A 23,708-nucleotide genomic window follows, 5' to 3' on the forward strand; every position below is an offset into this window, starting at 1 on the left:
GTGCGAGAAAAAAAGAAAATCCGATACACAGAAGTGCACCAGATTTCTTCAATAATAAACCAACAAAAACATACTAAAGATTCGGATTTCGCACCGTCTCTTCGTATGGTATAGCAAACAAATAATAAGGACTGTTTTCTACAAAATTAGAACCATTAGGAAATTTAATAACCCGGTGCCCTTGACCATTAACCAGCTTAGGCTTACCGTCTGCACCTACAATTTCTACTTGAATAGGTTTTCCCTCAGCATCAAGATAGGATTTACGCACAACCTTTCCCTGAGTCCGAAGAATATCCGACAAAGCAAATCCTTCACCCCAAAGTTCCTTGCGTCTTTCAATAAGAATGGAAGCAATTAATTGTCCATTATCATTTCCTGAAAACAGCTTAGCGTTTCTAGCCGTCCGTAATTTATTCAGCGCTGCTACCGCTTTATCCTTTTCACCAGCTCTTGCATAACCTTCAGCCGCTATCAAAACCATTTCAGAAGCACGCATGTATACAATATCTCCAATTAAATTGGACTTAAACTTAAACTTCTTATACCGTAAGAAACCTTCCCGACCGGGTAAATTATCCCATTCAAATAAAGCGTAACGCACATCACTGGCATCGAATAAATCTTTAAAATAAGGATCGGCCATAAAACTATAGTAATAAGATCCAGCTGACGACACATCCAAATAATGAAATGTATAACTTGCCACATTTTGCTCGTTAGTCTGCTGATGTCCCCAAATCCACTCACTATTTCCAAGATCATTAAAACCGGCCTGATAATCTGACGGAGTCATTAAATTATACTTCTGAGCTGCTTTTTCAGCATATTCCGCGGCTAGCTTCCATTCGCCTACCTGCAAATAGGTTCTCGCAAGCAGACCATACACGACATCCGCATTGATTTCGTATTTATCCGCTCTGCCAGCAGAAGCCAACAAGCTTTCACTGTCTTTGAGATCTTTCGATATAAGTTCATACACTTCTGCCTGTGTTGACCTTGATTTTCCTTCTGTCGACAATGTACTGGGTTCGGTATAGATCGGAATAGACTTGGCATTTTTGTCTTTCAGATAACTGAATTGATAAAAAGTCGCCAGGTTTAGATAGGAAAAAGCGCGCAATGCTTTCGCTCTTCCTTTCAATACATTCTTGGTTTCGACAGATCCCTCAGCTCCATCTACTTTCGCGATCACATTATTCATATTATCGATCACTTTATACAGCATTATCCAAAAAGAATTAACGCGATTAGAACGATTGTTTGTTAATTCGGTAAATGCGTATGCATCGCGATAACCGTATTTGGTCGTCACCGCAACATCACTTCCCATTGCATCACTTGTACGCATTACCGCCGTATAACCAGGATTGGCATAAGTAAAATAGGTGTCATTTAAATACTTCCAGGTACCGTTTATCACCGTAGCAACATTGTCGGTATTTTTAAACACCTCACCTTCCGGCACAGAAGTGGTTGGATCCAGCTCAAGCGCATCCTTACATGATGCATTCACTAGGGAGAGCGCCAATATGATATATACAATTTTTAGTTTCATGATTTTCATTTAAATTCTCAGATTAACAATAAGGCATTAAAAAACAAGCTGAATACCACCAGAGATTGTTCGCATTGCCGGATAGCGAAAATAAGTCGCTCCATTCACCGTCTGCTCTGGATCCATTCCTTGATGACCATAAAATGTCAATAGATTTTCGGCAGTTGCAAAGACACGAAGTTTTTCTACACCTATCCTCTTCAATAAATCCGAAGGTAATCTATAGCCCAAACTCACATTTTTAAGGCGTGCATAAGTGCCACTGTAAAGAAAACGTGTGGACGAAGAGGTCCAATTCAAGTTATCGGTAGTCAATTTAGGCACATCGGTCTGCGTATGCTCGGGCGTCCAACGCTCGAGGATCTCCTTGGACCAAGCACGTCCTGGATTATTACCGCTATGCATAAGCTGAATATAATCGTTATCTAATATCTGTCCACCCAAACTAAAACTCAACAAAGCAGACAAATCAAAATTTTTGTAAGTGAAACTGTTCTGAACCCCACCGACAAGGTCTGGCAATGAAGTCCCGGCAATAAAATTACCGGCCTTACTGTATTCCGAAGTTTTTTCACCTGTTTTATTACCGTCCTTATCAGCGGTATACCATTGTGGGAGACCGTTATCTGGATTTACTCCAGCCCATTCCGGCAGATAAAAATCATAGATACTTCCGCCTACACGCAAGAGTTTATTCCCTGTAATGATCGGTTTGTTATCTTTTGGCAAAGCTGTAATCTTGTTTTTGTAATGTGAAAGATTGACGTCTAAATTCCATTTAAAATTTTCATTTCGAACCGGGACAGTACGAATATCCACGTCGACACCTGTATTTTTCAGCGCACCAATATTTGCATCATAGCCCGTATAGCCTGTTGAATAAGCCATCGGCATGGTAAACAGCAAATCCTTACTCCGACGGTTAAAGTACTCCACACTCAATGAAACCCGGTTTTCAAATGCAGATACATCGACACCTACGTTCAAATTGAGGTTCGACTCCCATTTTAGATCTGGCGTAGCCAACCTACCGGTATACGTTCCGCCTTTACCCAAACTATTTGCAATGGTATAAAGTCCTTTATAAGCATAATAGGTACCTAAATTATCGTTTCCTTGTCCACCATAACTTGCTCTTACCGTCAGCTGATTAATTGTTGTGTTATCCTTCAAAAATTCTTCCTGTTTCAGCTTCCATGATCCACCCACAGACCAGAATGTTCCCCAACGTTTTGCTGGCGAAAAGCGCGACGAACCATCGGTACGTAACGAAGTCGATAAATAGTACTTGTTATCATAGTTATACTCCGCTCTTCCCAAGAAACTCAATAGCCTATACCCAGCACTTGATCCCGTGAAGTTATTGAGTTGTGATGCAGCAGCAGGTTCATCAAAGTAAGGGAGCACAAATTGCTGTCTGCTACCGTTGATATTACTACTGTTAAAATCATAGTATTCCTGGCCGGCCAATACATTGAGGTAATGTAAGCCAAACTGCTTCTCATAAGTCAATAGATTGTTCCAGGTCTGTGCTACTGTACGCACATTTGAACGATAAACATACCCGCCCGTATTCACACCGTCTCCCAGCAAGGGATTGGTATAGTCGTGTGTATTCCCGTTGATATAATCAACATTATATGTCGACTTAAATTTTAAATTTTTGGAAAACAACACTTCCAGATAAGTCCGGGCAGATAGATTTTCCCGACGGATATCATTTCTGTCCAAAGGAAGAGAAGCAGCTAAATTATTACGCGGTGTTGCACCACTTGGACGATATTCTCCAAAATCGTAAATCTTATTTCCGGCTCCATCAAGCACAAATGAACCATCTGCATTGCGCTCATAGTATGGATAAAAAGATGGCACCAGCCTCGTAAAATTTATAATGTTTGCCGTATTGCTGTCCTCAGACTGCGGATATTTTTGTTGTGTACTGCTACCACCTATATTGAGACCGACATTTAACCAGGATTTCACTTTGCTGTCAAGATTTGCACGTAGGTTGTACCGTTTAAATCCAGATTCAATCGCTATTCCCTGATCGTTCAGATAACCACCCGAAATATAATAAGTGCTTTTGGCACTACCACCGCTAAACCCTAGGTCTGCTTGTGTACGCACTCCCGTACGTTGCAATACGTCGGTCCATGGATCATCCCATAGTGTCTTCGCGCCGGCAACCAACTTACCGTCTACTCCGACCGGCTGCGGGTATTGACTGCCATACGGATTGATATTTAAATCTGTCAATACAGTCTTACTTGCGTTGGACGCCGCTTGCTCTGCTGTAAGGCCATTTGACAGGTTTTTGTTTCTCAAAGCTTCCCAATAGAGCTGAAAATATTCATCGGTCGATACCTGATCATAGTCACGAACTGCACGGGTTGAATAGCCCTGTGTAAAATTGAGATTAATCTTGGTGTTGTCGGAAGACACACCGGACTTAGTTGTAATAATAATCACACCATTCGCCCCTCTGGAGCCGTAAAGTGCACTTGATGCTGCATCTTTTAAAACAGAGATAGACTGAATGTCATTCGGATTGATGGAGTTAATATCCCCGGCATAAGGACTACCATCCAACACGATCAGAGGTGAACTGGAGGCATTAATGGAGCCGATACCCCTAATACGGATGGCTGCTTCCGTACCTGGCTGTCCCGAGGACGCTACAGACTGTAAGCCCGATACCTGTCCCTCCAAGGCCTTCGTAATATTTGATACCTGTCTATTTTCAATAGCTTTGCTGCTCACCGTACTGACCGATCCCGTTATGTTTGTACGTTTGGCAGTACCGTAAGCCACGACCACCACCTCTTCCAGATCTGTACTGGAGGGTTTCAAGGATAATGTTAAGTTTGTACTTGTTGGTTTTAGCTGTTGAGATTCATAACCTACAAAGGAAAATTCCAATACAGGTAATACGTCACCTGTGACATTGATTGTAAACTCTCCTTTTGAATTCGTTAAGGTTCCTTGATTTTGCCCCGAAATGCGAACATTTACTCCAGGAAGTAGGTGACCGGTATTGGCATCAACAACTTTTCCTTGTATAGCCCGCTGCTGAGCATACAACCTGTTCATATTGACACCTGATAATGCTATCGCAGCAATAGGAATGTATTTAAGTTTTGCGTACATCGTAAGAATGCTTTACTAAATAAGTTAAGTGTGATTAAATACAAAAAACACAGTGGCTCCTTGCATTCCAATAAAATCTACCGAATAAGTAGTTTTTATTGGAATGCAAATATATAACAAAATCTATTGAATTAATAGATTTTGTTATATAAAAACACAAAACACTATAAATGAAATATTTAAAATTAAAAACTAAGCTTTTAAAAGTTATTTAGTAAGCTAACTCACTATTATTGATCAAGCCATTTTTGAAACTTCGGAGATCGTTCCTCACTAACAATGACTACAATTCCCGCTGGAGTTGAGGGTATTAACTCTAATTTGATTCTATTCCGACTAATTTTTAACATGGATTGAATCGCATCTATTCGAACAAGAAATTTACGATTGATCTGGAAAAAAACTGTTGGATCTACCTGTGTAACGAGATGAGTGATGGTATCTTCAATAATATATGCAATTCCAGATCCTTTTTCTACAGCATACAGCTCTTTGTCTTCTGCCATAAAATAAGCAATATCAGCAATGGCCAGCGACTTTAAAAAATTACCATATTTCACTAGAAAACGCTGTTTGAGCCGAGGTTCTACTTTGGGCAGTAGCGGTTCGATACGTTTCATGACCTCAGCCAACTCGTCGCTGTCGAAAGGTTTTAACAGATAGGCATAACCTTTATTTTGGAAGGCTTCCAATGCATATTGTTCGTAAGCAGTCGTAAAAATCAGCGGCACATCGATAGATACCTGCTTAAAAATTTCAAAGCTCAGCCCATCCATCAGGTGGATATCCATAAAAATCAGATCGAATTGATTTCTATTGATCGTCATCACCGCTTCCTGAACCTCTTTTGCATTGGTAAAGATCAGTTCACTTTCTCCATAGAGCGCAGTCAACATCTCCTTTAAGCCTACAAAAGCCCAGTCTTCGTCTTCGACAATCAGTATTTTCCATCCCATGGGTTGAATGTAATAAAAAATCCATTTCCTAAAAAGAAAATGGATTAATATATATAGGATTTTAAAAAAATCGATTATTTTAACAGATCGGGATTATTATTGATTGCTTCCTGTGGATAGCGTATCACATAACGAGGATCGTTCTGCTGCAGGGTTACCGTTCTACCGAAACTACTGTGCGTGATCGCAGGGCGTGTCGTCCGTTTTAGATCATACCAACGTAATCCCTCTAGCGCCAGTTCACGCTTACGCTCCAGTAAAACCGCATCCAGTAACTGTGCTGTTGACAAACCTGCGTCAACCTTAGTTTCTTTGGCATAGGCATCTGCTGTGAATCTATTTTTCTTTAAAGCAGACAGATATTTTAATGCCTCTGCAGTATTTCCCAGACGAACATAACATTCGGCCATCGTCAAATAAAGATCAGCATTTCTAAAACTCACGTTAAAACGATTTTCACCACCTTTGAGAGATACATAATCACCACCACTTTTTTGGAAGTAACGGCCTTTTCTTAAATCGCCTGCAGAATAACTGTCTAACAAGGCCGGTGAAATAAAGGAACTTGTACGTACGCCAGGAACAGATACTTTTTCCAAAGCCATAATCATCTCTGCCGATTCAAAATCATTCGGAAGTAGACTTCCAGCAACATTCAGATCAACCAGCTTGTCATTTATAGCCAAAGATTTTTTAGCGGCATCAATTGCTTCCTGCCACTCACCGCGATATAAATGAACGCGTGAGGCCATGGCAAAAGCAGCGCGTTTGCTAAAGCGATAATTAACTCCTTTTGCCTGATCATCCACAGTCAGTAAAGCTGTCCCTTTTTCCATGTCAGCTAGGATCTGTACATAGGATTCTCCAATGGTCGCGGGAACAAAACGTTGTTCCAGGTCAATCTTTGTCGATAAAGGAACACCCCGAAGCCCTGCATTACTTCCTGAATAGACCTCGCTGTAAAGATTTAACAACTCAAAATGAGCATAGGCACGCATTAGGTAAGCTTCGCCTTTAATCTGATCTACCGTGGCACTACTTCCTAATTTTTCATCAATGGTACTGATGACCTGGTTGGCATAAAAAATACTGTTGTAAAATGCCAAATAGGGATAAGCGATTGTTGTCGGATCAGGATTTTGATCGTTCCAAAGATAGATATCTTTGGTTCTAGCAGCATCGGTCGAACTTTCATCCAACAATAGTTCATCTGTACGCAAAGACAAATAGGACTTATGCGCTGGAAAGCCTAGATAACTGCTTGTAATCAGTCCTCTAAAATCACTTTCCGAGCTGGGGATAATGGTCCCTACCGGTTGTATATCTAAATATTTATTGCAGGAAGCCAATGCACTAGCGGCCATGATCATTCCAAAATAAATTATCTTTTTCATTTATGAATCAATTAAAAGAATTAAAAACTTGCAGAAAGACCAAAAGCAAAAGATTTGCTAATTGGCTGCGCATAATAATCACCATAAGTTTCAGGATCAAAATACCCATCGTAATTTGTTCCGAAAACAAATAAATTACGCCCTTCAACATTTACTCTTAGATTACTTGTGCCAATTTTTTTGCTTATTGCAACCGGTAAAGTGTAGCCTAAACGAATGCTATTGATGCGGACATAGCTCATTTTTTTCGCCCAGATATCATACTGTTTAAACGAATTAATCGGATCGTTACTTTCCATCCAAGCATAAGCCATCCAACGCTCATTCAATTCGGAACTTATACTGCCCAAGGCTGGCAAGGCTGTTTTACCCTGTAACGCCATCAACAGATCCTTGGTGTAATTTTGTCCACGATCAACTTTAGCAGGATTGTAAGTTGGCGTACGGCTCGCCCAGCGTTCTAAATTGAATACCGCGGAGATGGCCAAATCGAATTGTCCATAACGGAAACGGTTGGTCATCCCTCCAATGAATTTAGGATCTTTACTGCCGGCATATTTAAACTTGGAGCGATACGTTGCCGCTGACATGTCAGTTTGGGAGGTGTATCCTGGTAAGAAATCTGCCCAAGGATCGTAAAGGCCATAAAACTCTTCCATGCTCGCAACAGAACCATCCTGATTTCTAAACTGCATCACGCCATCTTTGTCCAAACCTGCAGTCTCCAATACATAAAGACCGTTAATTGGTCGACCAGCCTGGGTTTCTGGGGCGTAGGCCGTTGGATTGTTGATTACTTTTAGTAATTTATTATTGTTGTGTGCAATATTGAAATCCGTTGACCAAGAAAACTTATCTGTCTGAATCTGACGGCTGGATATGGTTAATTCTACACCTTGATTACGTGCTGACGCCCAATTAACCTGAACATTCTGAAAACCATTTTCCAAAGGCAACGCACTATATGCGATAAGATCCGTGCTTTTTCTGTTATAATAGTCGACAGTAATGTTTAATCGATTTTTCCATACGCCCAAATCAATTCCGGCATTATAGGATTGCGTACGTTCCCAACGTAGTTTATCATTTGCAGGCATGTCAACGACCACAGATCCTTCCGTGTTACCCGGAAGAAGCGTTGTATTACCATATTTACCTACGATAAAAGGATAGGTATTGCGATCCACATTCCCTTGGATACCGTAAGAAGCACGTACACGAAGATCAGACAAGGCCGTTTTTCCTTTGATAAACTCTTCTTCTAGCACATTCCATGATCCAGAAATAGACCAAATCGGTAAGAAACGATATTGTGGATCTACCCCAAACATATTCGATCCATCATAACGAATGCTACCATTGACGTTGTACTTACGGTCAAAGGTATAAGTTGCATTCCCATAAAATGACGCATATGAGTTCTCAATAAATCCCTTTTTGTACTGAAGAAATCTTGAATCTGTTTGATAGTTACTATTTGGAAAAACAATGCTCTGGGTAGTCAAAGTCGCCGGATTGTAACCAAATCCTCTGGTTGATACCGCTTTATTTGTGCTTCGACGCAACTCGGTTCCCCCCATCAATTCCAACTCATGTCTGTCATTCCAAGTTTTGTTATACTTTAAGTATGTTTTCCAGTTATATTGGAAAATACTGTTATTGGAATTTTCGATCTTACCTCCAGTAGGCAAGAAATATTTATATGTTTTAGTCACAGAGTCATAATAGCGCGTCGCAGCCCGCAGTTTACGGGTGTTATAACTTTCCTGATCTGCAAACTTCTCCATACTATTTTCATCAAACTGCAAACCAAATTCGGAGCGTAATGATAATTGAGGTAGGATGGTATATTCCAGATAACCGATCGCTTTCAGCGCTTTATTCGTTAATGTATATTTGGTATTTTCCCTTTCTTCTATAGCGTTGAAAGGAATATAGGTATCTTTTTCATAACCTTCAATATCCGGATCATAATTGTATTTACCGAACTGGTCACGGACCGCCAAATAAGGGTTAACCAAACGCATATAATTGCTGGGATTGGTAAAGGCATCATCATCTTGGATTGGATTTTGTCTATTTGAAACCGATCCTAATAAATTAATACCGGCCTTAAATCGATCGTTGATTGTAAAGTCGTTGTTTAAGGTAAGCGAATAACGGCGAAGATCAGCTCCTTTTGTAGCTCCTTTTTCATCATAAAAACCACTGGACAAATAATAGCGATGTCCGTCATTACCGCCTGAAATTGATGCTGAATACTGCTGGTTGACCGCCTGACGGTATAATTCTTTCCCCCAATCCGTCTGTTGTGCGCGCAATTGACTTATCGACTGCTGCACTTCTGGTGACAAAGCGGCTAAACCACCCGAACGGTAAGCATCCAATGCATTTGCTTTGTTTAGGATACGCATAACCGCCCCCTTATCCGTACGATAATTTAAATCGGTTCGGTCGGCCATCAATAGTTCAAAGTCCACTTTTTCATTGGCATCCATCAGGTTGAGGTTACTGAAGTCCGGGCGTTGCGTCACAAAGGTGTTTGCTGACACCTGCAATTTTGCAGGCCCAGATTTCCCCCTTTTTGTGGTAATCACAATCACGCCATTTGCCGCCCGTGCACCATAGATTGAAGTCGCTGCAGCATCTTTTAAAACGGTAATATCGGCGATATCATCGGGATTGATACCCGCAATCGGAAGATTGTTCAGACTATTCAAATTGTCTTTATCAATTCGATTGGGTAGTTCTGCCCCTTCAATTGGCAATCCGTCAATAACCCATAGTGGATCCTGTGTACCATTCAGTGATACTGTACCACGGATACGGATCTGTGGTGCACTATTTGGTCCACCATTAAAATTGCTCAACTGCAAACCTGCTACCTGACCAGCAAGCATTTCATCGATCGATGCAACCCCCGTCTGTTTGATGTCTGCTACATTGATTTTATTGTAAGCCGTCGTATTCTTACGCTTTTTGATATCCGTATAACCTGTTACGATCACCTCATCCAAGGATTCACCACTTGGCTGCAGCAAGATTGTTTTATGATCCTGGAATACCGGCACCTGAATACGCTGGTACCCGACATAGCTAATCGTTACATATTTTAAATTACTAGGCACTTTTAAGCGAAATTCACCAGCCGCATCGGTCAATGAACCCAATGCCGACTGCTGCACCTGATTAGGTACACCGATATCTTCTGCTACTGCCGAACTTTCAACGACAACCGTCGCCCCCACGACCGGTTTTAACGTGACCGCATCCAAAACCTTTCCTTTCAGTTCCCTGGATTCCTGCGCATGCGCAACGTGCACACACATGAAGGTCAACGGTATTAAAAACTTATTCATTTTGGTAGATGTTAATATATTAGTTTAATTCTAAGGTATTTGCAATACGTAGTAAAAGATCCATGTAATGCGATTTTGTAGTCGCGTCACCTGTCCGCTGCTTTTGTTTCAACAACTGGTAAATCTCATATAGTTCAGCACGTTTATAGGTCAACATATCGGAAGTACGTATCATGCCAGTGACATGTACATTCCGAAGTCCAGCTTGTGAAGAGGATGCATGTTGTGGATGTAAACATAGATCAGGTTGTGTCGCTTCAACCAGTTGCTCAATGCCTGCCAGCTTCTTCGCATTTAATTTCTCCATGGATTTATTGGTAGATACCATCAGAACATCCACATAGTTTTGTTGTAGCATCCGTGTTTTAAGGTCCAACGATTGTCCACTGATGGTTTTAGCAAAGATCGTCTGACGTACAGAAGTTAGAAACTCAGGTGCACTCCATGCTTTTCTACTTCCAAAAAGATTTTCCATCTCAACCATACGCAGCAAACGTTCATCGTTGACCAGTTTATACAACATGGCATACTGAAACTCACGTTGTAGGTTATAAGGAGCATACTCAAATGGTCCTATTGGAGAATCTTTCAATGGAAAAGTTTTTGCCATCAGCTCTGGGACGAACAACCACTCGGGCATGTAAAAAACATTCTTCTTGAGATATTCCAAAGCACGCACTTGTTTGTCTTTTGGTACTGGACTATAGGCATCTTTTTGATCGCCCAAAACAGCATTTTCCAGGTATATACCCCCGATATTATTTAAGACATGGTCAGCATACGCGTACCATTGTCCGACTACACCCATATATAATTTACCGGCACGGTAGTAATCATCACCTACATTAGTGGTCCAGTTGATAATATTAGGCATCATACGACGCAGATTCAGCATGCCATATTCACCAGCTTTCATCGCGTCGTCACCAAGATCTTCCGATTGAGCCCGCGGATCAACGATATTTTTAGAATCTTGCTGTTCACCGTAATGGTAAATAGGATCATGTACATGGCTGTCAATTTCCTTTCTCAACAAAGGAATTTCATCCCAAGGTTGCGTTTTGCCATACCAACGGTAAGCCCAGCCAATGGCATACTTGTCGTAAGCACCGATCACGGGAGTAATCTGTTCCACACCATCTTCGGGTTGTGCCACATAATTGAAACGAGCGTAATCCATAATTGAAGGAGCAGTCCCCCCCATTTTGGCGGTGAAGCTTTTGCTACGCAATGAATCAACAGGAAAACTTGCCGAGGAGCCCATGTTATGCATAAGACCCAAAGTATGGCCAATTTCATGGGAAGAAACAAAGCGAATGGCATGTGCCATTTTTTCATCCGAAAACACATTGGATCGTACCGATGTATCTACTATACCTGTTTGTATACGCATCCAGCTATTTAAAATCGTCATGACGTTGTGCCACCAGATCACATCGGCTTCAAGGATCTCCCCCGAGCGCGGATCGACCACTGAAGGTCCCATGGCGTTAGCCTGAGCAGATGCTGCATAAACGATCGAGGATACATTGGCATCATCGGGATCAAATTTGACACTATCCGGCTGTTGTTTGGCCAGAATTGCATTTTTGAAACCAGCAGCTTCAAAGGCAACCTGCCAATCATGAACTCCATCGATGATGGCTTGTCGCCACTGTTTTGGTGTCGCCGGATCTAAATAAAAGACAATCGGTTTCTTTGGTTCGACCAACTCCCCTTTCAGATACCGCGCTTTATCTTCGTCACGCGGCTCTAAGCGCCAGCGATTGACCAGATTTTTCTTATCCAGTTCCTGTTGTTTATCATTAAAATACCAACGTGGTGAAGTAAAGAAACCTACTCTTGGATCTGCAAACCGCGCAACCATAGGATTTTCAGGCAATTCGTAAAGGTTACTTGTAATTTCTAAAGAAACCGGTACAGATTCATTACCTTCAGTCACCTTGGTAGAGAATACAGACTTCACAACGATATTATTCGCATAGGATTTAATGTCTTCAACGGTAGATATACTCGTTTTAGGTGAAGTTCCCAAACCCAAAGACGTAAACACATCCGTAAAGCTTTTTTCTGAACCGTCAAATACTTTATTGACTTTGATCACCACGGCACTTGAATCTTTTGAATAGCTTTCAATCTTAAAAGATTCGATATAAGAAGGACGGTAGTTATCATAAACTGAAGCCGCAATCGCATCACCCTTAGGTACTTCGACCTGCGGTTTAATCTCCGAAACCCACACTTCTTTTTTCTCCTTACGATGGGTAAAACGAATGACCTTATTTTCATAATTCATCCCTTTGTTTACCCCAGCCTCATTCAAGGCCAACGGAACAGAAGATAGCTTTTGGATCAACAATATATCTTGCCCCATCTTTTTCAATGGAATTTCAAAGTAGTAGTTGTTTTCTTTACGGATCACAGTAAACATTCCGCTATCCACACGCGCATCTTTCAACAATTTGTCGTATGCAGCTGTAGAATCTTTCTTGGCCGTAGAATCTTTGGCAGAAGTAACCGTCTCTTTTTTTCTTAAACCTACTGTTTGCAATAATGAACAAGATTGCATTAGACCCGCCGAAAATAAAAGACCAATGGCTAGCTTAGTATAAGTGTTTTTCATCAAATAATTATTTTTGAGCTCGCTTTCAAAGGCATAAATGAGCTCGTGGCATTCTATTTGTTTTTCACTGGTGACGACGTAACATCAACCGAAAATCCATTGTTGATCCTAAGCCTGTTTTAGCTCCGGATTTTGAATCAGAAAGTAATTGCATCTATTCCATGGAGGTCAATCATAAGTTGCACTTTATAAAGACCTTGGCATTTTATGGGATAAGATTAGGCTAATCACAAACTAAAACCGCTGGATTAAGAGCCAAATTTGTTAAAAATATTGTACAGAATAATACATAAAGGGATGAACACGTAGTTCAGAGTGATGAACACGCACTATAAAAACATGAATACGCAGACACCTCCAATTTCATTATTCATATACAGCATTATGCGAGTGGTAATCGCACAATAAATTGCCCCGACGCTATCCCGAAATGAAAACCTGCCATGGCATAGTAACTATAGATGGATGACAAATAATTGAGCCCGTACCCCTCACCTTCAAGCTCTGCTCCCTGTCTGGGCTGCCAGTTGTTGCTAACCTCCAGCAGGTTGGTTTCGGGTATATAGATTAAACGAATAGTAAGCGGATTCTCTTTCGAAATGCGTGTATGCTTTATCGCATTCTCAATCAGCATTTGCAAACCCAAACGTGGAATTTTCTGTTCTAATAATTCTCTTGGAATATTTATATCCATATCCTGCAATGCCGCGCCGAACCGCACCTGCTGCAAAAAGAAATAGGCTTTGGCCAATTCCAGTTCCTCCCCTAGTGTAGACCATTCTGCCTCATCTGTACGCAACATTTTACGATAAACCTTGGTCATCTTTCCAATAAAAGACTTAGCCAGTTCATCGTCTTTTCCGATCAGGTACTGAAGCGACCCAAATGTATTGAAGAGAAAATGTGGATTGATCTGTTGTCGCAATTGTACAAGACGCATCTGCGTATATTCATTTTCCTGCTTCAGGGCCAGCAATTTCAATTGCTGAATCTTGCGTCGCTCCATAACATTAAAATAGATCAATACCATCGCCACCAACATCAACCCTACACCGAGCAAGATACTATAGGTCAACAATTCCTGAATTTCCTCTTCGATACTCAACAAGAGAACATACACCTTGATTTCGCCACCAACAAACAGAATGTTACAGGGATAGGAATTAACCATCACGTCCAGCTGCAGAAAATCTGACTGAACAATTTGCCCCTGTTTTGACACAGCGGCAGTATTTCTCTTTCCCCACTTTCGATTATCGGGAGAATACACACAGATGCCGCGGTCATCATAGATCTCAAAATAAGCCCGCCTTCCGAAATTGAGCTTTGCAAAATAAGCATTCAGCTTTTCGATATCCATATAGATATGATATAACCGATGATTTATTGTTCGTGTCCGTAACAATGTTAGCATCCTATGGCTCATATAATCAGGTTGACCAACCGGGATAATGACCAATAAGGAATCACCACTTTCCTTTGGATCAAAAGTGGGTTGTTCCAATATTTTTTTTTCAGAAAGGTACAGATCCTGCTGTAGCAATTCCAATTGCTTTTTGACAAGAAACATATTCTCATCCGCAAAATCGATCAATATTCTTTTCTTAAGACGATCAACTTTATGATGGATAACACCGAGCAATCCCCCTCCTACCAGCAGCAACAACAACAAACAGACAATCAGGATAATACTATTTTTCTGTTCGGCATTTTTAAATCGAAATTTCACGGCGCAAAAATACATCAAAATTTTCAAAGCTTTAGCAAACAAGTTCATAAGAAAGGCTCTAACCCAGCCTTTTGTCAATGAAAAACGACATAATCCAAGCTCTTTTCAAAATAAATGCATCATATAACTGAGATTAATAATAATTTTCTGACTTTTGTAACCACAAAAAATTACAAAGTGTCAAAAGCTACATTTATAAAGGTTGTGAAACGTATCGCTATCGTTTTTGCAAGCATCATAGTCTTACTCGTTATCAGCATATTATCCATCCCTTATATATTCGAAAATGAAGTCAATAGCAAGGTCAAATCACTGGTAAACGAACATATCAAGGGCGAGTTAAACTACGCTAAAGTGAGATTAACCTTCTTTGACCAGTTTCCACTGCTGACAGCGTCGATGGATGATGTCTTATTAAAAGGTGCCGAACCTTTTAAGAACGATACACTAATTGCCGCAAAGAAAGTAAGTTTTGGTGTGGATTTGATGAGCCTGCTCAAATCCAAAATTGTCATCGATAAATTTATCGTGAACAGCGGAAAGATCAACATCCTGGTAGACTCCCTGGGTAATGCCAATTACAATATTTATAAATCTAGCCCCGCTGATTCCACAAAAACACAAGACAATTCCGAAAGCAGTGCTTTAGCCTTCCAACTGATTAAACTGGAAAAAACCAATCTACATTACGAAGACCGCTCTATTCCGCTTAAGATAGAAGCAAAGGATTTGGAATATGAAGGCAAAGGGGATCTCATGTCAAATATATTTGACTTAAATACACGGGCAAAAATTGCATCTTTCTCCTTCTCTTTTGACAACGAACTATATGTGGACCGAAAATCAATTGATGCCAATTTACTTACACGTATCAATACCAACAACTTGTCATTCGTATTTGAACGAAACGATATCAAGATTAACCAGCTACCGGTTCGATTCAGAGGGCTCCTGTCATTTATATCCCATGGATATCACCTTGATTTTAAATTAAAATCACAGGAAAGTACCCTGGCCGAATTACTTTCATTAGTCCCAAATAGCTACGCTTCTTGGATCAAGGACCTCTCCGTGAAAGGTACATCTGAGGTTTTTGTTAATCTAGAAGGTGATTATATTGTCGACAACAACAAAATGCCTAATCTTTCACTTGGGCTCATGGTCAACAATGGCTTTCTCGCGTATAAACAATCCACCAATCCGCTAACAGACTGGAACGCAAAATTACGGATAGACTTGCCGGCACTGAATCCAGACTCGCTACAAATTGATCTTAAACAATTTGACTTTAAAGTTGCTTCAGGCTTTTTCAATGCACAGGGTAAAATAGCTGGACTACACCCTGTAACCGTGCATGCCAACATAAAAAGTGATCTTAATCTCGATAAACTCCATGCCTCGCTACAGTTTCCCGATTTTTCTTTCGGTGGGAAATGGAATCTTGACGCGAAAATCGACGGAACATACGCCAAAGCTATTCGTAAGGTAGGACTTCAAAAACGCGAACAGGAATACGTCGCATCCATTCCTACTTTTGATATCAAAAATACACTCGTAGATGGTAAATTCAAATTGGCTAACCTCCCACAAGGATTGGACAAAATTGCTTATCGTCTGGAAGCAAAGGATCCCGATGGCCAGTTAAAAAGTGCATCAATAGCAATCCATGACATTTCTGTTCAGGCACTTAACAACTATATAAAAGGATTTATTTCAATAACAGATTTTAATAAAATTGCAGTCAATTCGGATTTAAAGGCATCATTTAATTTAGCAGATATCAAAAATTTCTACCCAATTAAACAAGTCGAATTGGCGGGATTGGTGGATGTCAACCTCATAGCAAAAGGTTATGTGGATCTCAAACGAAACATTTTTCCCGAAACCAATACGTCCATCGTGATGAAGAATGGGTTAATCAAGTCAAATGATTATCCTATCCCGATGGAAAATATTCAGGTCGAAGCTTTTGTCAATAGCGAAAAAGGTTCACTTCGAGATCTGAATATCAAAATTCTACCGGTATCATTTACATTTGCAGGTGAACCTTTTTTCTTGAATGCAGACCTCAAGAACTTCAATAACATTAAATACAACATACAGTCCAAGGGTAAGCTCAATCTCGGCCCTATTTATAAACTCTTTGCATTGGATGGCACCAATGTCGATGGCTTTATCTATACAGATTTCAGTTTAAAAGGCTTACAGAGCGATGCCACCAATGGTCATTATAACCGACTCCAAAATAGCGGCCGGTTAAGTATTGGAAATATCCAAGTTCAGTCCGACATGCTTCCACAGCCTATTGCAATTAGAAGTGGGAACTTCAGTTTTAATCAGGAGAAAATGAATTTCGATAAATTCCTGGTTGCCTATGCTAAGAATAATATTTCCATCAAAGGATACCTCAACAATATTATTAATTATGCAACAAGTAGTCAAGCACCGCTAAAAGGTCAATTTACACTCAGCAGCAAGAAAATCAATGTGGATGATTTTATGGTTTTTGCCGCCCCTAGTTCGTCTACAACAGCAAGCTCCTCCGAAAGCGGTGTGGTTCTTCTCCCCAAAAATTTGGACGTTCAGGTCTTAGGGCTTGTCAACGCCATATCATATAACAAAATGAATATCAAAGATTTCAAAGGGGACCTACAGGTAAAAGAAGGTAAGATGACACTGAATAAGACAAACTTTGAACTCGCGGGACTGAAAGTAGATATGAACGGAAGTTACCGTCCCATAAATCCACGTAGAGCAAGTTTTGATTATGCTGTGAAAGCCGACAGCTTTGATATTCAACGCGCTTACAAAGAGATACCGATGTTCAGAGAAATGGTTAGCTCTGCCAAAAATGCTTATGGTCTTGTTTCGTTGGATTACAAATTGGGTGGCCTATTGAATGGCAATATGCAACCAGTAATGCCTTCTATCGTCGGCGAGGGATCCTTAACGCTAAATCAGATTAAGTTCAGAGGCTTCAAATTACTCAATGGAATTAGTCAATCTACTTCCAAAGAAAAATTGAAGGATGGCGAAGTAAAAAAAGTTGTTATTAAATCCCATATCAAAAATAATGTGATGACCATCGAACGCACGAAAATGAGAATGATGGGATTCAGGCCTCGCTTTGAAGGTCAAGTGACCTTAGACGGACGTATGAACCTAGGTTTTAGACTGGGCTTACCTCCTTTTGGAATCTTTGGGATACCTATGCGAATTACGGGCACTCCAGATAACTTTCACTTAAAAATGGGAAAATACAAAGAAGAGGATCTCGACATGGACATGGATGACGAGGACAGTAAAGTATATAAAGAATCTCAAAAAGTGCAAGAAACACAGGCTAAGTAAACGCTCAATTAGTTTTAGTAAATTCAGTCGACACAATAGTGCTGAATTAAAAACGTTATTAAGTTAACAGAAATATTTGTTAACTTAATAACGTTTTTAATTGTTGAAAACTATGAGATACATACTAATTATACCCATTGCGGTTCTATCCATCTGCAGTTGGTCCAGTTTCAATACCGTTAACGACCAGAAAAATCCCTTATATGGGAAAGTATTCCGTGAGATCAATGAAATTGCTGAATTAAAATCTTATACCTACGCAACTGGCGCACTTATTGAAACCGACAAGAATGCACATGGGGACTATCGCTTTGCTGCCGGCTATTTTACAAATGCCAAAAATGGTGTTTGTATTTTAGAGGAATTGTTACCCGATGATAGCAAAGGTAAAGTCAAATACAAGATTTTGGATACCATCAATATCCAAAAACTGAAGTCCAACGAGCAGCTCAGCTTATGCAACTGCAAGCAAGGTGACAAACCAAACAGTGAAATTATAGCCATTAGCCGGGTCGATGAAAGCAAAGAATATTTCGACAAAATCGTCAAGGCATGGCGCATGGATACCAAAAGCCAGAAAATTATTCCTTTAAAAGACACAAAAGGTATAAGCTGTCTCAATGAAGGCTACGGAATCTAGTAGCGACAGGGTTTTTAAATCAATCCGTCAGCCTTCAACTTGTCAAACACATGCAAAACGCCAATGACCTGGATAGGTTCTTCCTGGTACTCTTGGTGTGAAAAATAACGAACGGCGCCAATCTCATTACTGGGTTCGATCTGCTCTGTTAATGGATACAGAAAACAATCTTGTTCCATGATAACCTCCGGCACAAGCCCGTATGCCGGGGCTGTAACATGGCAATAATAGGATATTTTATCCGGATCCAGATTGATATTTAGCTCCTCTAAAATCTCGCGACGAAGGGACTGCAGAGCTTCCTCCCCCGCATCAATCTTTCCACCCGGCAGATACCATGCCTTTCTATTGTTGCTATACGCTAATAATAATTTATCTTCCTTAATACTCACTAAACCCGCTGTAGGCAAACATTTTGTTGTTGTCATGAAATGTATTATAAGCTATTACTGATTAAATACGCTAGATGTGAAATTACTTCTTTTACGACATTTATCAAAGCGCGACAGCTAATTTGGAGAATCCTTCATTAAAACTTTGCACAAAATCAATAGAGAGGCTAATCAATATCCCGAAACATCATAGGCTAGTTTCTCTTTGAGCACAAGCTTCCGTAGGCTCTTCAAAAAAGTCTCCGCATGATTTATGGTAAAACACAGCGGCGGTAATAGACGGAGGGTATAGCGTCCTGCATATCCTGTAAAAATCTTTTCAGAAAACAGAAGTACATCCCGCAGATGTCGAATATCGTTTTCAAACTCTACGCCAATCATCAAACCTTGCCCCCTAACTTCACTCACGCCATGAATTTTTCTTAATTCTGTCAACAAAAATTCACCTACAGCTGCGGCATTATCAATCAATTGCTCCTTTTGAATTACATCAAGTACAGCCAGAGCTGCCGCGCAGATCACATGACTACCACCAAAAGTAGTACCCAATTGCCCTATGACCGGCTTTATCTTAGGCGAAATAATTGTTGCCCCCATCGGCAGCCCATTTGCAATCCCTTTGGCCACCGTAATTAGATCGGCTTCTATCCCAGCATGCTGATGTGCAAAGAAAAGTCCCGTGCGCCCATACCCGCATTGAATTTCATCCAAAATAAGCATGGTCCCAGTTTTCGTGCAAATTGCTCTTACTTCCTGTAAGAAACTAGTACTTGCCCGATGAATTCCCCCGACACCTTGAATAGGTTCAATAATGACCGCACAATATTCTTCCGTTTCCAATTGTTTTTTCAAACTGGAGATCTCATTGAAAGGTGTAAAGACAAATTGTTCACTTTCATTCAATGGTGCACGAATTGACTGGATATCCGTTGCCGCAACCGCAGCTGAGGTTCTCCCATGAAACGCATTGGACATCGCCAATACTTTCCTCCTTCCCGTATGGAACGAAGCTAACTTCAGTGCATTTTCATTTGCTTCAGCTCCCGAATTACTGTAAAAAATAGCATACGTCGGATAACCACAGGCACTGCCTAAGCGTTCGGCCAAACGATCCTGAAGATCGTTTGTAACTGCATTTGAATAAAATCCGATCTTGTTCATCTGTTGTATAGTTTGCTCAACAACATGCGGATGACTATGCCCAACAGAAATAACGGCATGACCACCATAGAGATCTAGATAGGCCTGCTGCTGTTTATCATAGACAAAGCAACCAAGGGCTCGTTCGATCGCAATATCAACTTTCTCAAAAACGGGAAATGGTTTCATGAATGACTTAGAATTAGTAAAACTCAAAAATCCACTTAAATCCCCTTTCATTCCTAGTCCAAGATGGTTATTTATTACTAGTCCAGCCGACACAGGCAATAAACAAAATAACTCATCTTAAATAGAATAGCGCAGCACTGCTCATGCGCCATCTATCGAATGTATTTTAATCCTGCAGAACAATTGTATATTTGAACAATTACCCGATACAACAGCCTCATGCTTAGACCTTGGAATTTAACGATAGATATTGACAGATCCTCTTCAAAAGCGATTTACATCCAAATAGCGGATAACATTGCTGCTGATATTCAATCTGGTAGATTGCCGAAGGGAACGGCCTTACCGAGTAGCAGATCTCTTGCAGCCCAACTAAAATTAAACCGAAACACGGTAATTGATGCCATACAGTTGCTGTTGAGTGAAGGCTGGCTGGTTAGTCAAGCACGTAGAGGTATATTTGTAGCGGCCCAATTACCTTATGGCTCGAACCTATATGTTGCACAAAAGATCGAATTATCTGATCATCAGCCTCCAACACGCATTATATTCGATGACGGTAATCCAGACAGTAAGATTGCCCCGGTAGAACAGCTCGGACGGGCCTATCGCCAAATTTTTAAACGTAGCGCACGTTGGAAAATGATGGGATATGCCGATCCCCGAGGTCATCTAGATTTTCGTGAAGAAATCGCCAATATGCTCAACATCGAACGCAACATGCACATCGATAAAAACAAGCTATGCATCAGTCGTGGAAGCCAAATGGCCATGTACTTGGTCGCCCAATGCCTATTACAGCACGATGATTATATCTTTGTAGAGTCCCCTGGATACCATTCAGCCTGGAAGATCTTTGAAAAAGCCGGCGCGAAATTGATTCCTATCCCTGTCGATACCGATGGTCTTATCGTTGAAGAACTACTGCCTCATTTATTGAAAAAGAGCAATATTAAGGCGCTGTACCTTACCCCACATCGACAGTATCCAACCACTGTCACATTAAGCAAAGAACGGAGATCACAATTAATAGCATTATCCAACCAATATAACTTCACGATCATCGAGGATGATTACGACTACGAATTTCATTTTGAACAAGTTCCCTATTACCCGCTCGCTTCACAGCAGGAACTGATCAATACAGTTTACATTGGTACGCTGAGCAAAGTTGTCGCACCAGCACTCCGTATCGGTTATCTTGCGACGAGAAACGAGCATTTGCTCCAGCAGATTACCGAACTTCGCTACATCATCGATATCCAAGGTGACAATATTATGGAGCAAGCTGTACTGGAACTCATTCAGGATGGAACAATTCGTAGACATATCCGAAAAGCAACACAGCTTTACAAAAGGAAACGTGATTTTATGATCGCCCAATTGGACAAACATCTGCAGGATCATGTGAACTATATTTCTCCACAAGGGGGATTGGCGGTTTGGCTATCTTTTAAACATCAAATCGACTGGGCATTTTTATTCCAAAAATTAAAGGAAAGATCAGTACATATACCGCATCCCGAAAACTACAGCAGAGAAAATGTTTTTGGCGGAATACGACTCGGCTACGGATCCTTATCAGAGGAATTGATCGAAGAAGGAATAGTCATTTTGGCTGAACTTTTGGAACAGGCAAAACTCTCCTCCTAATGGTTTGAAACACAAAAAGCAACTAGACTATTTTCCAATTCGGACGGACTTCATTAGATTAAAATTCTGAAAAAACAAGCACATTCAATATTTAATTCCGCCTCATAAAGACCGATTAAAAGATTAGTATAGGTAATACGTAAAAAACAGTTAAAAATGCTGATAAAACGTAATTATTTTGTCAAAAATCAATTTTTTCACTTATTAATCGCATAAATTAACCGTAGTTTTACGGCGCAAAAGACACACGAGTAATTCCTAATAGGATAGCTATATAATAAGAGAGAGAATAGAGTACATTAATTTATGACTGAGAGAATACCCAGCAGGCCATATGCAGCAATAACTGGTATTGGCGGATATATTCCACCGAATAAAAGATCGAATACAGATTTGGAGCAGTTTTGCGATACATCCGATGAGTGGATTATCAAACGCACAGGTATTAAGGAGCGGAGAATTTTAGAAGAAAATCTTGCCACATCAGACATGGCTGTAAAAGCTATACAAGATTTGGCAACACAATATCATAAAAATCTGAACGATGTAGATGCCCTAATTGTGGCGACTTCTACACCTGATATGCCTATGCCGGCAACAGCAAATATCATTTTAGAAAAATTAGGTCTTACCAATGTTTGGGCTTTTGATGTCAATGCTGCGTGCTCTGGATTTTTATATGCCTTAGATATGGCTTCTGCTCTCGTTGAGACTGGACGTTATAAAAATGTACTCGTAGTCGGAGCCGACAACATCAGTACTTATGTCGATTTAAGAGACCGATCAACCAATATTCTTTTCGGTGATGGCGCTGGTGTGATATGGCTTGAGCCATCTCTAGAAGGTGGAATTATGGATGCCTATCTATGTAGCAATGGAGCGGGAAAAGAATTTTTAAAAATTGAAGCCGGCGGTTCTTTGTATCCAATCGACAGCAATCTTCCTGTTAACGACAACAGATTCCTGAAACAAGATGGTAAAACTGTATTTAGACATGCTGTGCAGTCTATGAGCGATGCCTGTAATACGGTTTTGCAACGCAACAACCTACAGATTGAAGATATCAATTGGTTAATCCCACATCAGGCTAATCAGCGCATCATTGATGCCGTTGGGCGTAGTCTTAATATACCACAAGATAGAGCGTTAAGTAATATCGAATACCTAGGAAATACCATTGCTGCCACGATTCCACTATGTATCTGGCAAAATATTAAAAAATTAAATACCGGTGATTTAGTCATGTTAACCGCCTTTGGTGCCGGTTTCTCTTGGGGAGCCAGCATATTTAAATGGATGATTTAAGCGATCAAAAACTTTAGTCGTCATAAATTCACACTAAAATAAAACCCCAGGAATCAATGATTTCTGGGGTTTTTCTTTATTTCCCGCTACCAAAAACAGGATCGCCATTGCGCAAGAAGAATCGAACCTATCCTCTTTTTTACAGGCAGCACCGTGAAGAAGAAAGGAATAAATAATGGGGAGTTTATAGGGACCTTATACGGACCTTATAGGGACCTCATTCGGATAAAAGCGTCTAAAGTCCGATTTAATTCCCAATGATATACCAATAA

Annotated in this window: 13 protein-coding genes; 4 read left to right on the plus strand and 9 right to left on the minus strand. The window is 40.5% G+C overall.

The genetic code is table 11. The features are described from left to right. Positions 1-73 precede the first annotated feature (73 nt). From GVK91_RS25055 to GVK91_RS25085, 7 genes are all read right to left on the minus strand, one after another. Positions 74-1,558, minus strand: coding sequence for a RagB/SusD family nutrient uptake outer membrane protein (locus tag GVK91_RS25055; protein WP_159731900.1), 1,485 nt, complete (start codon positions 1,556-1,558; stop codon positions 74-76). A 36-nt stretch (positions 1,559-1,594) separates the two neighbouring features. Beyond that, positions 1,595-4,705: a TonB-dependent receptor gene (locus GVK91_RS25060; RefSeq protein ID WP_159731902.1), complete on the minus strand. Its 3,111-nt coding sequence runs from the start codon at positions 4,703-4,705 to the stop codon at positions 1,595-1,597. Between the two features lie 230 nt (positions 4,706-4,935). Next, positions 4,936-5,661, minus strand: a complete 726-nt coding sequence (locus tag GVK91_RS25065) for a LytTR family DNA-binding domain-containing protein (RefSeq protein ID WP_153847916.1) — start codon at positions 5,659-5,661, stop codon at positions 4,936-4,938. Between the two features lie 74 nt (positions 5,662-5,735). Beyond that, positions 5,736-7,055, minus strand: a complete 1,320-nt coding sequence (locus tag GVK91_RS25070; RefSeq protein ID WP_159731904.1) for a RagB/SusD family nutrient uptake outer membrane protein — start codon at positions 7,053-7,055, stop codon at positions 5,736-5,738. Between the two features lie 20 nt (positions 7,056-7,075). Further along, complete coding sequence (locus GVK91_RS25075) at positions 7,076-10,414, minus strand: SusC/RagA family TonB-linked outer membrane protein (protein ID WP_153847914.1); 3,339 nt, start codon at positions 10,412-10,414, stop codon at positions 7,076-7,078. 19 nt (positions 10,415-10,433) lie between these two features. After that, entirely contained in the window at positions 10,434-13,037 is a 2,604-nt protein-coding gene (locus GVK91_RS25080) for a zinc-dependent metalloprotease (protein ID WP_194932929.1), read from the minus strand. Positions 13,038-13,419: 382 nt separating this feature from the next. Further along, the gene (locus GVK91_RS25085) at positions 13,420-14,814 is read right to left on the minus strand and encodes a sensor histidine kinase (RefSeq protein ID WP_153847913.1); all 1,395 of its coding nucleotides are present in this window, start codon (positions 14,812-14,814) and stop codon (positions 13,420-13,422) included. Between the two features lie 129 nt (positions 14,815-14,943). Between GVK91_RS25085 and GVK91_RS25090 the strand changes: the two genes are divergently transcribed. Continuing rightward, complete coding sequence (locus GVK91_RS25090; protein ID WP_159731906.1) at positions 14,944-18,117, plus strand: AsmA-like C-terminal region-containing protein; 3,174 nt, start codon at positions 14,944-14,946, stop codon at positions 18,115-18,117. Positions 18,118-18,229: 112 nt separating this feature from the next. Beyond that, positions 18,230-18,757 carry a hypothetical protein gene (locus tag GVK91_RS25095; protein WP_153847911.1) on the plus strand — a complete coding sequence of 176 codons (528 nt, stop codon included), beginning with the start codon at positions 18,230-18,232 and terminating at the stop codon, positions 18,755-18,757. A gap of 14 nt (positions 18,758-18,771) precedes the next feature. On the opposite strand, the gene GVK91_RS25100 is transcribed toward GVK91_RS25095, so the two are convergent. Next, positions 18,772-19,185: an NUDIX domain-containing protein gene (locus tag GVK91_RS25100; RefSeq protein WP_088160369.1), complete on the minus strand. Its 414-nt coding sequence runs from the start codon at positions 19,183-19,185 to the stop codon at positions 18,772-18,774. Positions 19,186-19,320: 135 nt separating this feature from the next. After that, positions 19,321-20,478 carry an aspartate aminotransferase family protein gene (locus GVK91_RS25105; protein ID WP_159731908.1) on the minus strand — a complete coding sequence of 386 codons (1,158 nt, stop codon included), beginning with the start codon at positions 20,476-20,478 and terminating at the stop codon, positions 19,321-19,323. Positions 20,479-20,697: 219 nt separating this feature from the next. On the opposite strand from GVK91_RS25105, the gene GVK91_RS25110 reads away from it, so the two are divergent. Then, complete coding sequence (locus GVK91_RS25110; RefSeq protein WP_159731911.1) at positions 20,698-22,131, plus strand: PLP-dependent aminotransferase family protein; 1,434 nt, start codon at positions 20,698-20,700, stop codon at positions 22,129-22,131. Positions 22,132-22,437: 306 nt separating this feature from the next. Next, positions 22,438-23,436 (plus strand): beta-ketoacyl-ACP synthase III, encoded by a 999-nt coding sequence (locus GVK91_RS25115; RefSeq protein ID WP_159731913.1) that lies wholly within the window; start codon positions 22,438-22,440, stop codon positions 23,434-23,436. Positions 23,437-23,708 lie beyond the last annotated feature (272 nt).

The organism is Sphingobacterium sp. 18053, assembly GCF_902706145.1.
In the GTDB taxonomy this organism is placed as follows: Bacteria; Bacteroidota; Bacteroidia; order Sphingobacteriales; family Sphingobacteriaceae; genus Sphingobacterium; species Sphingobacterium paramultivorum.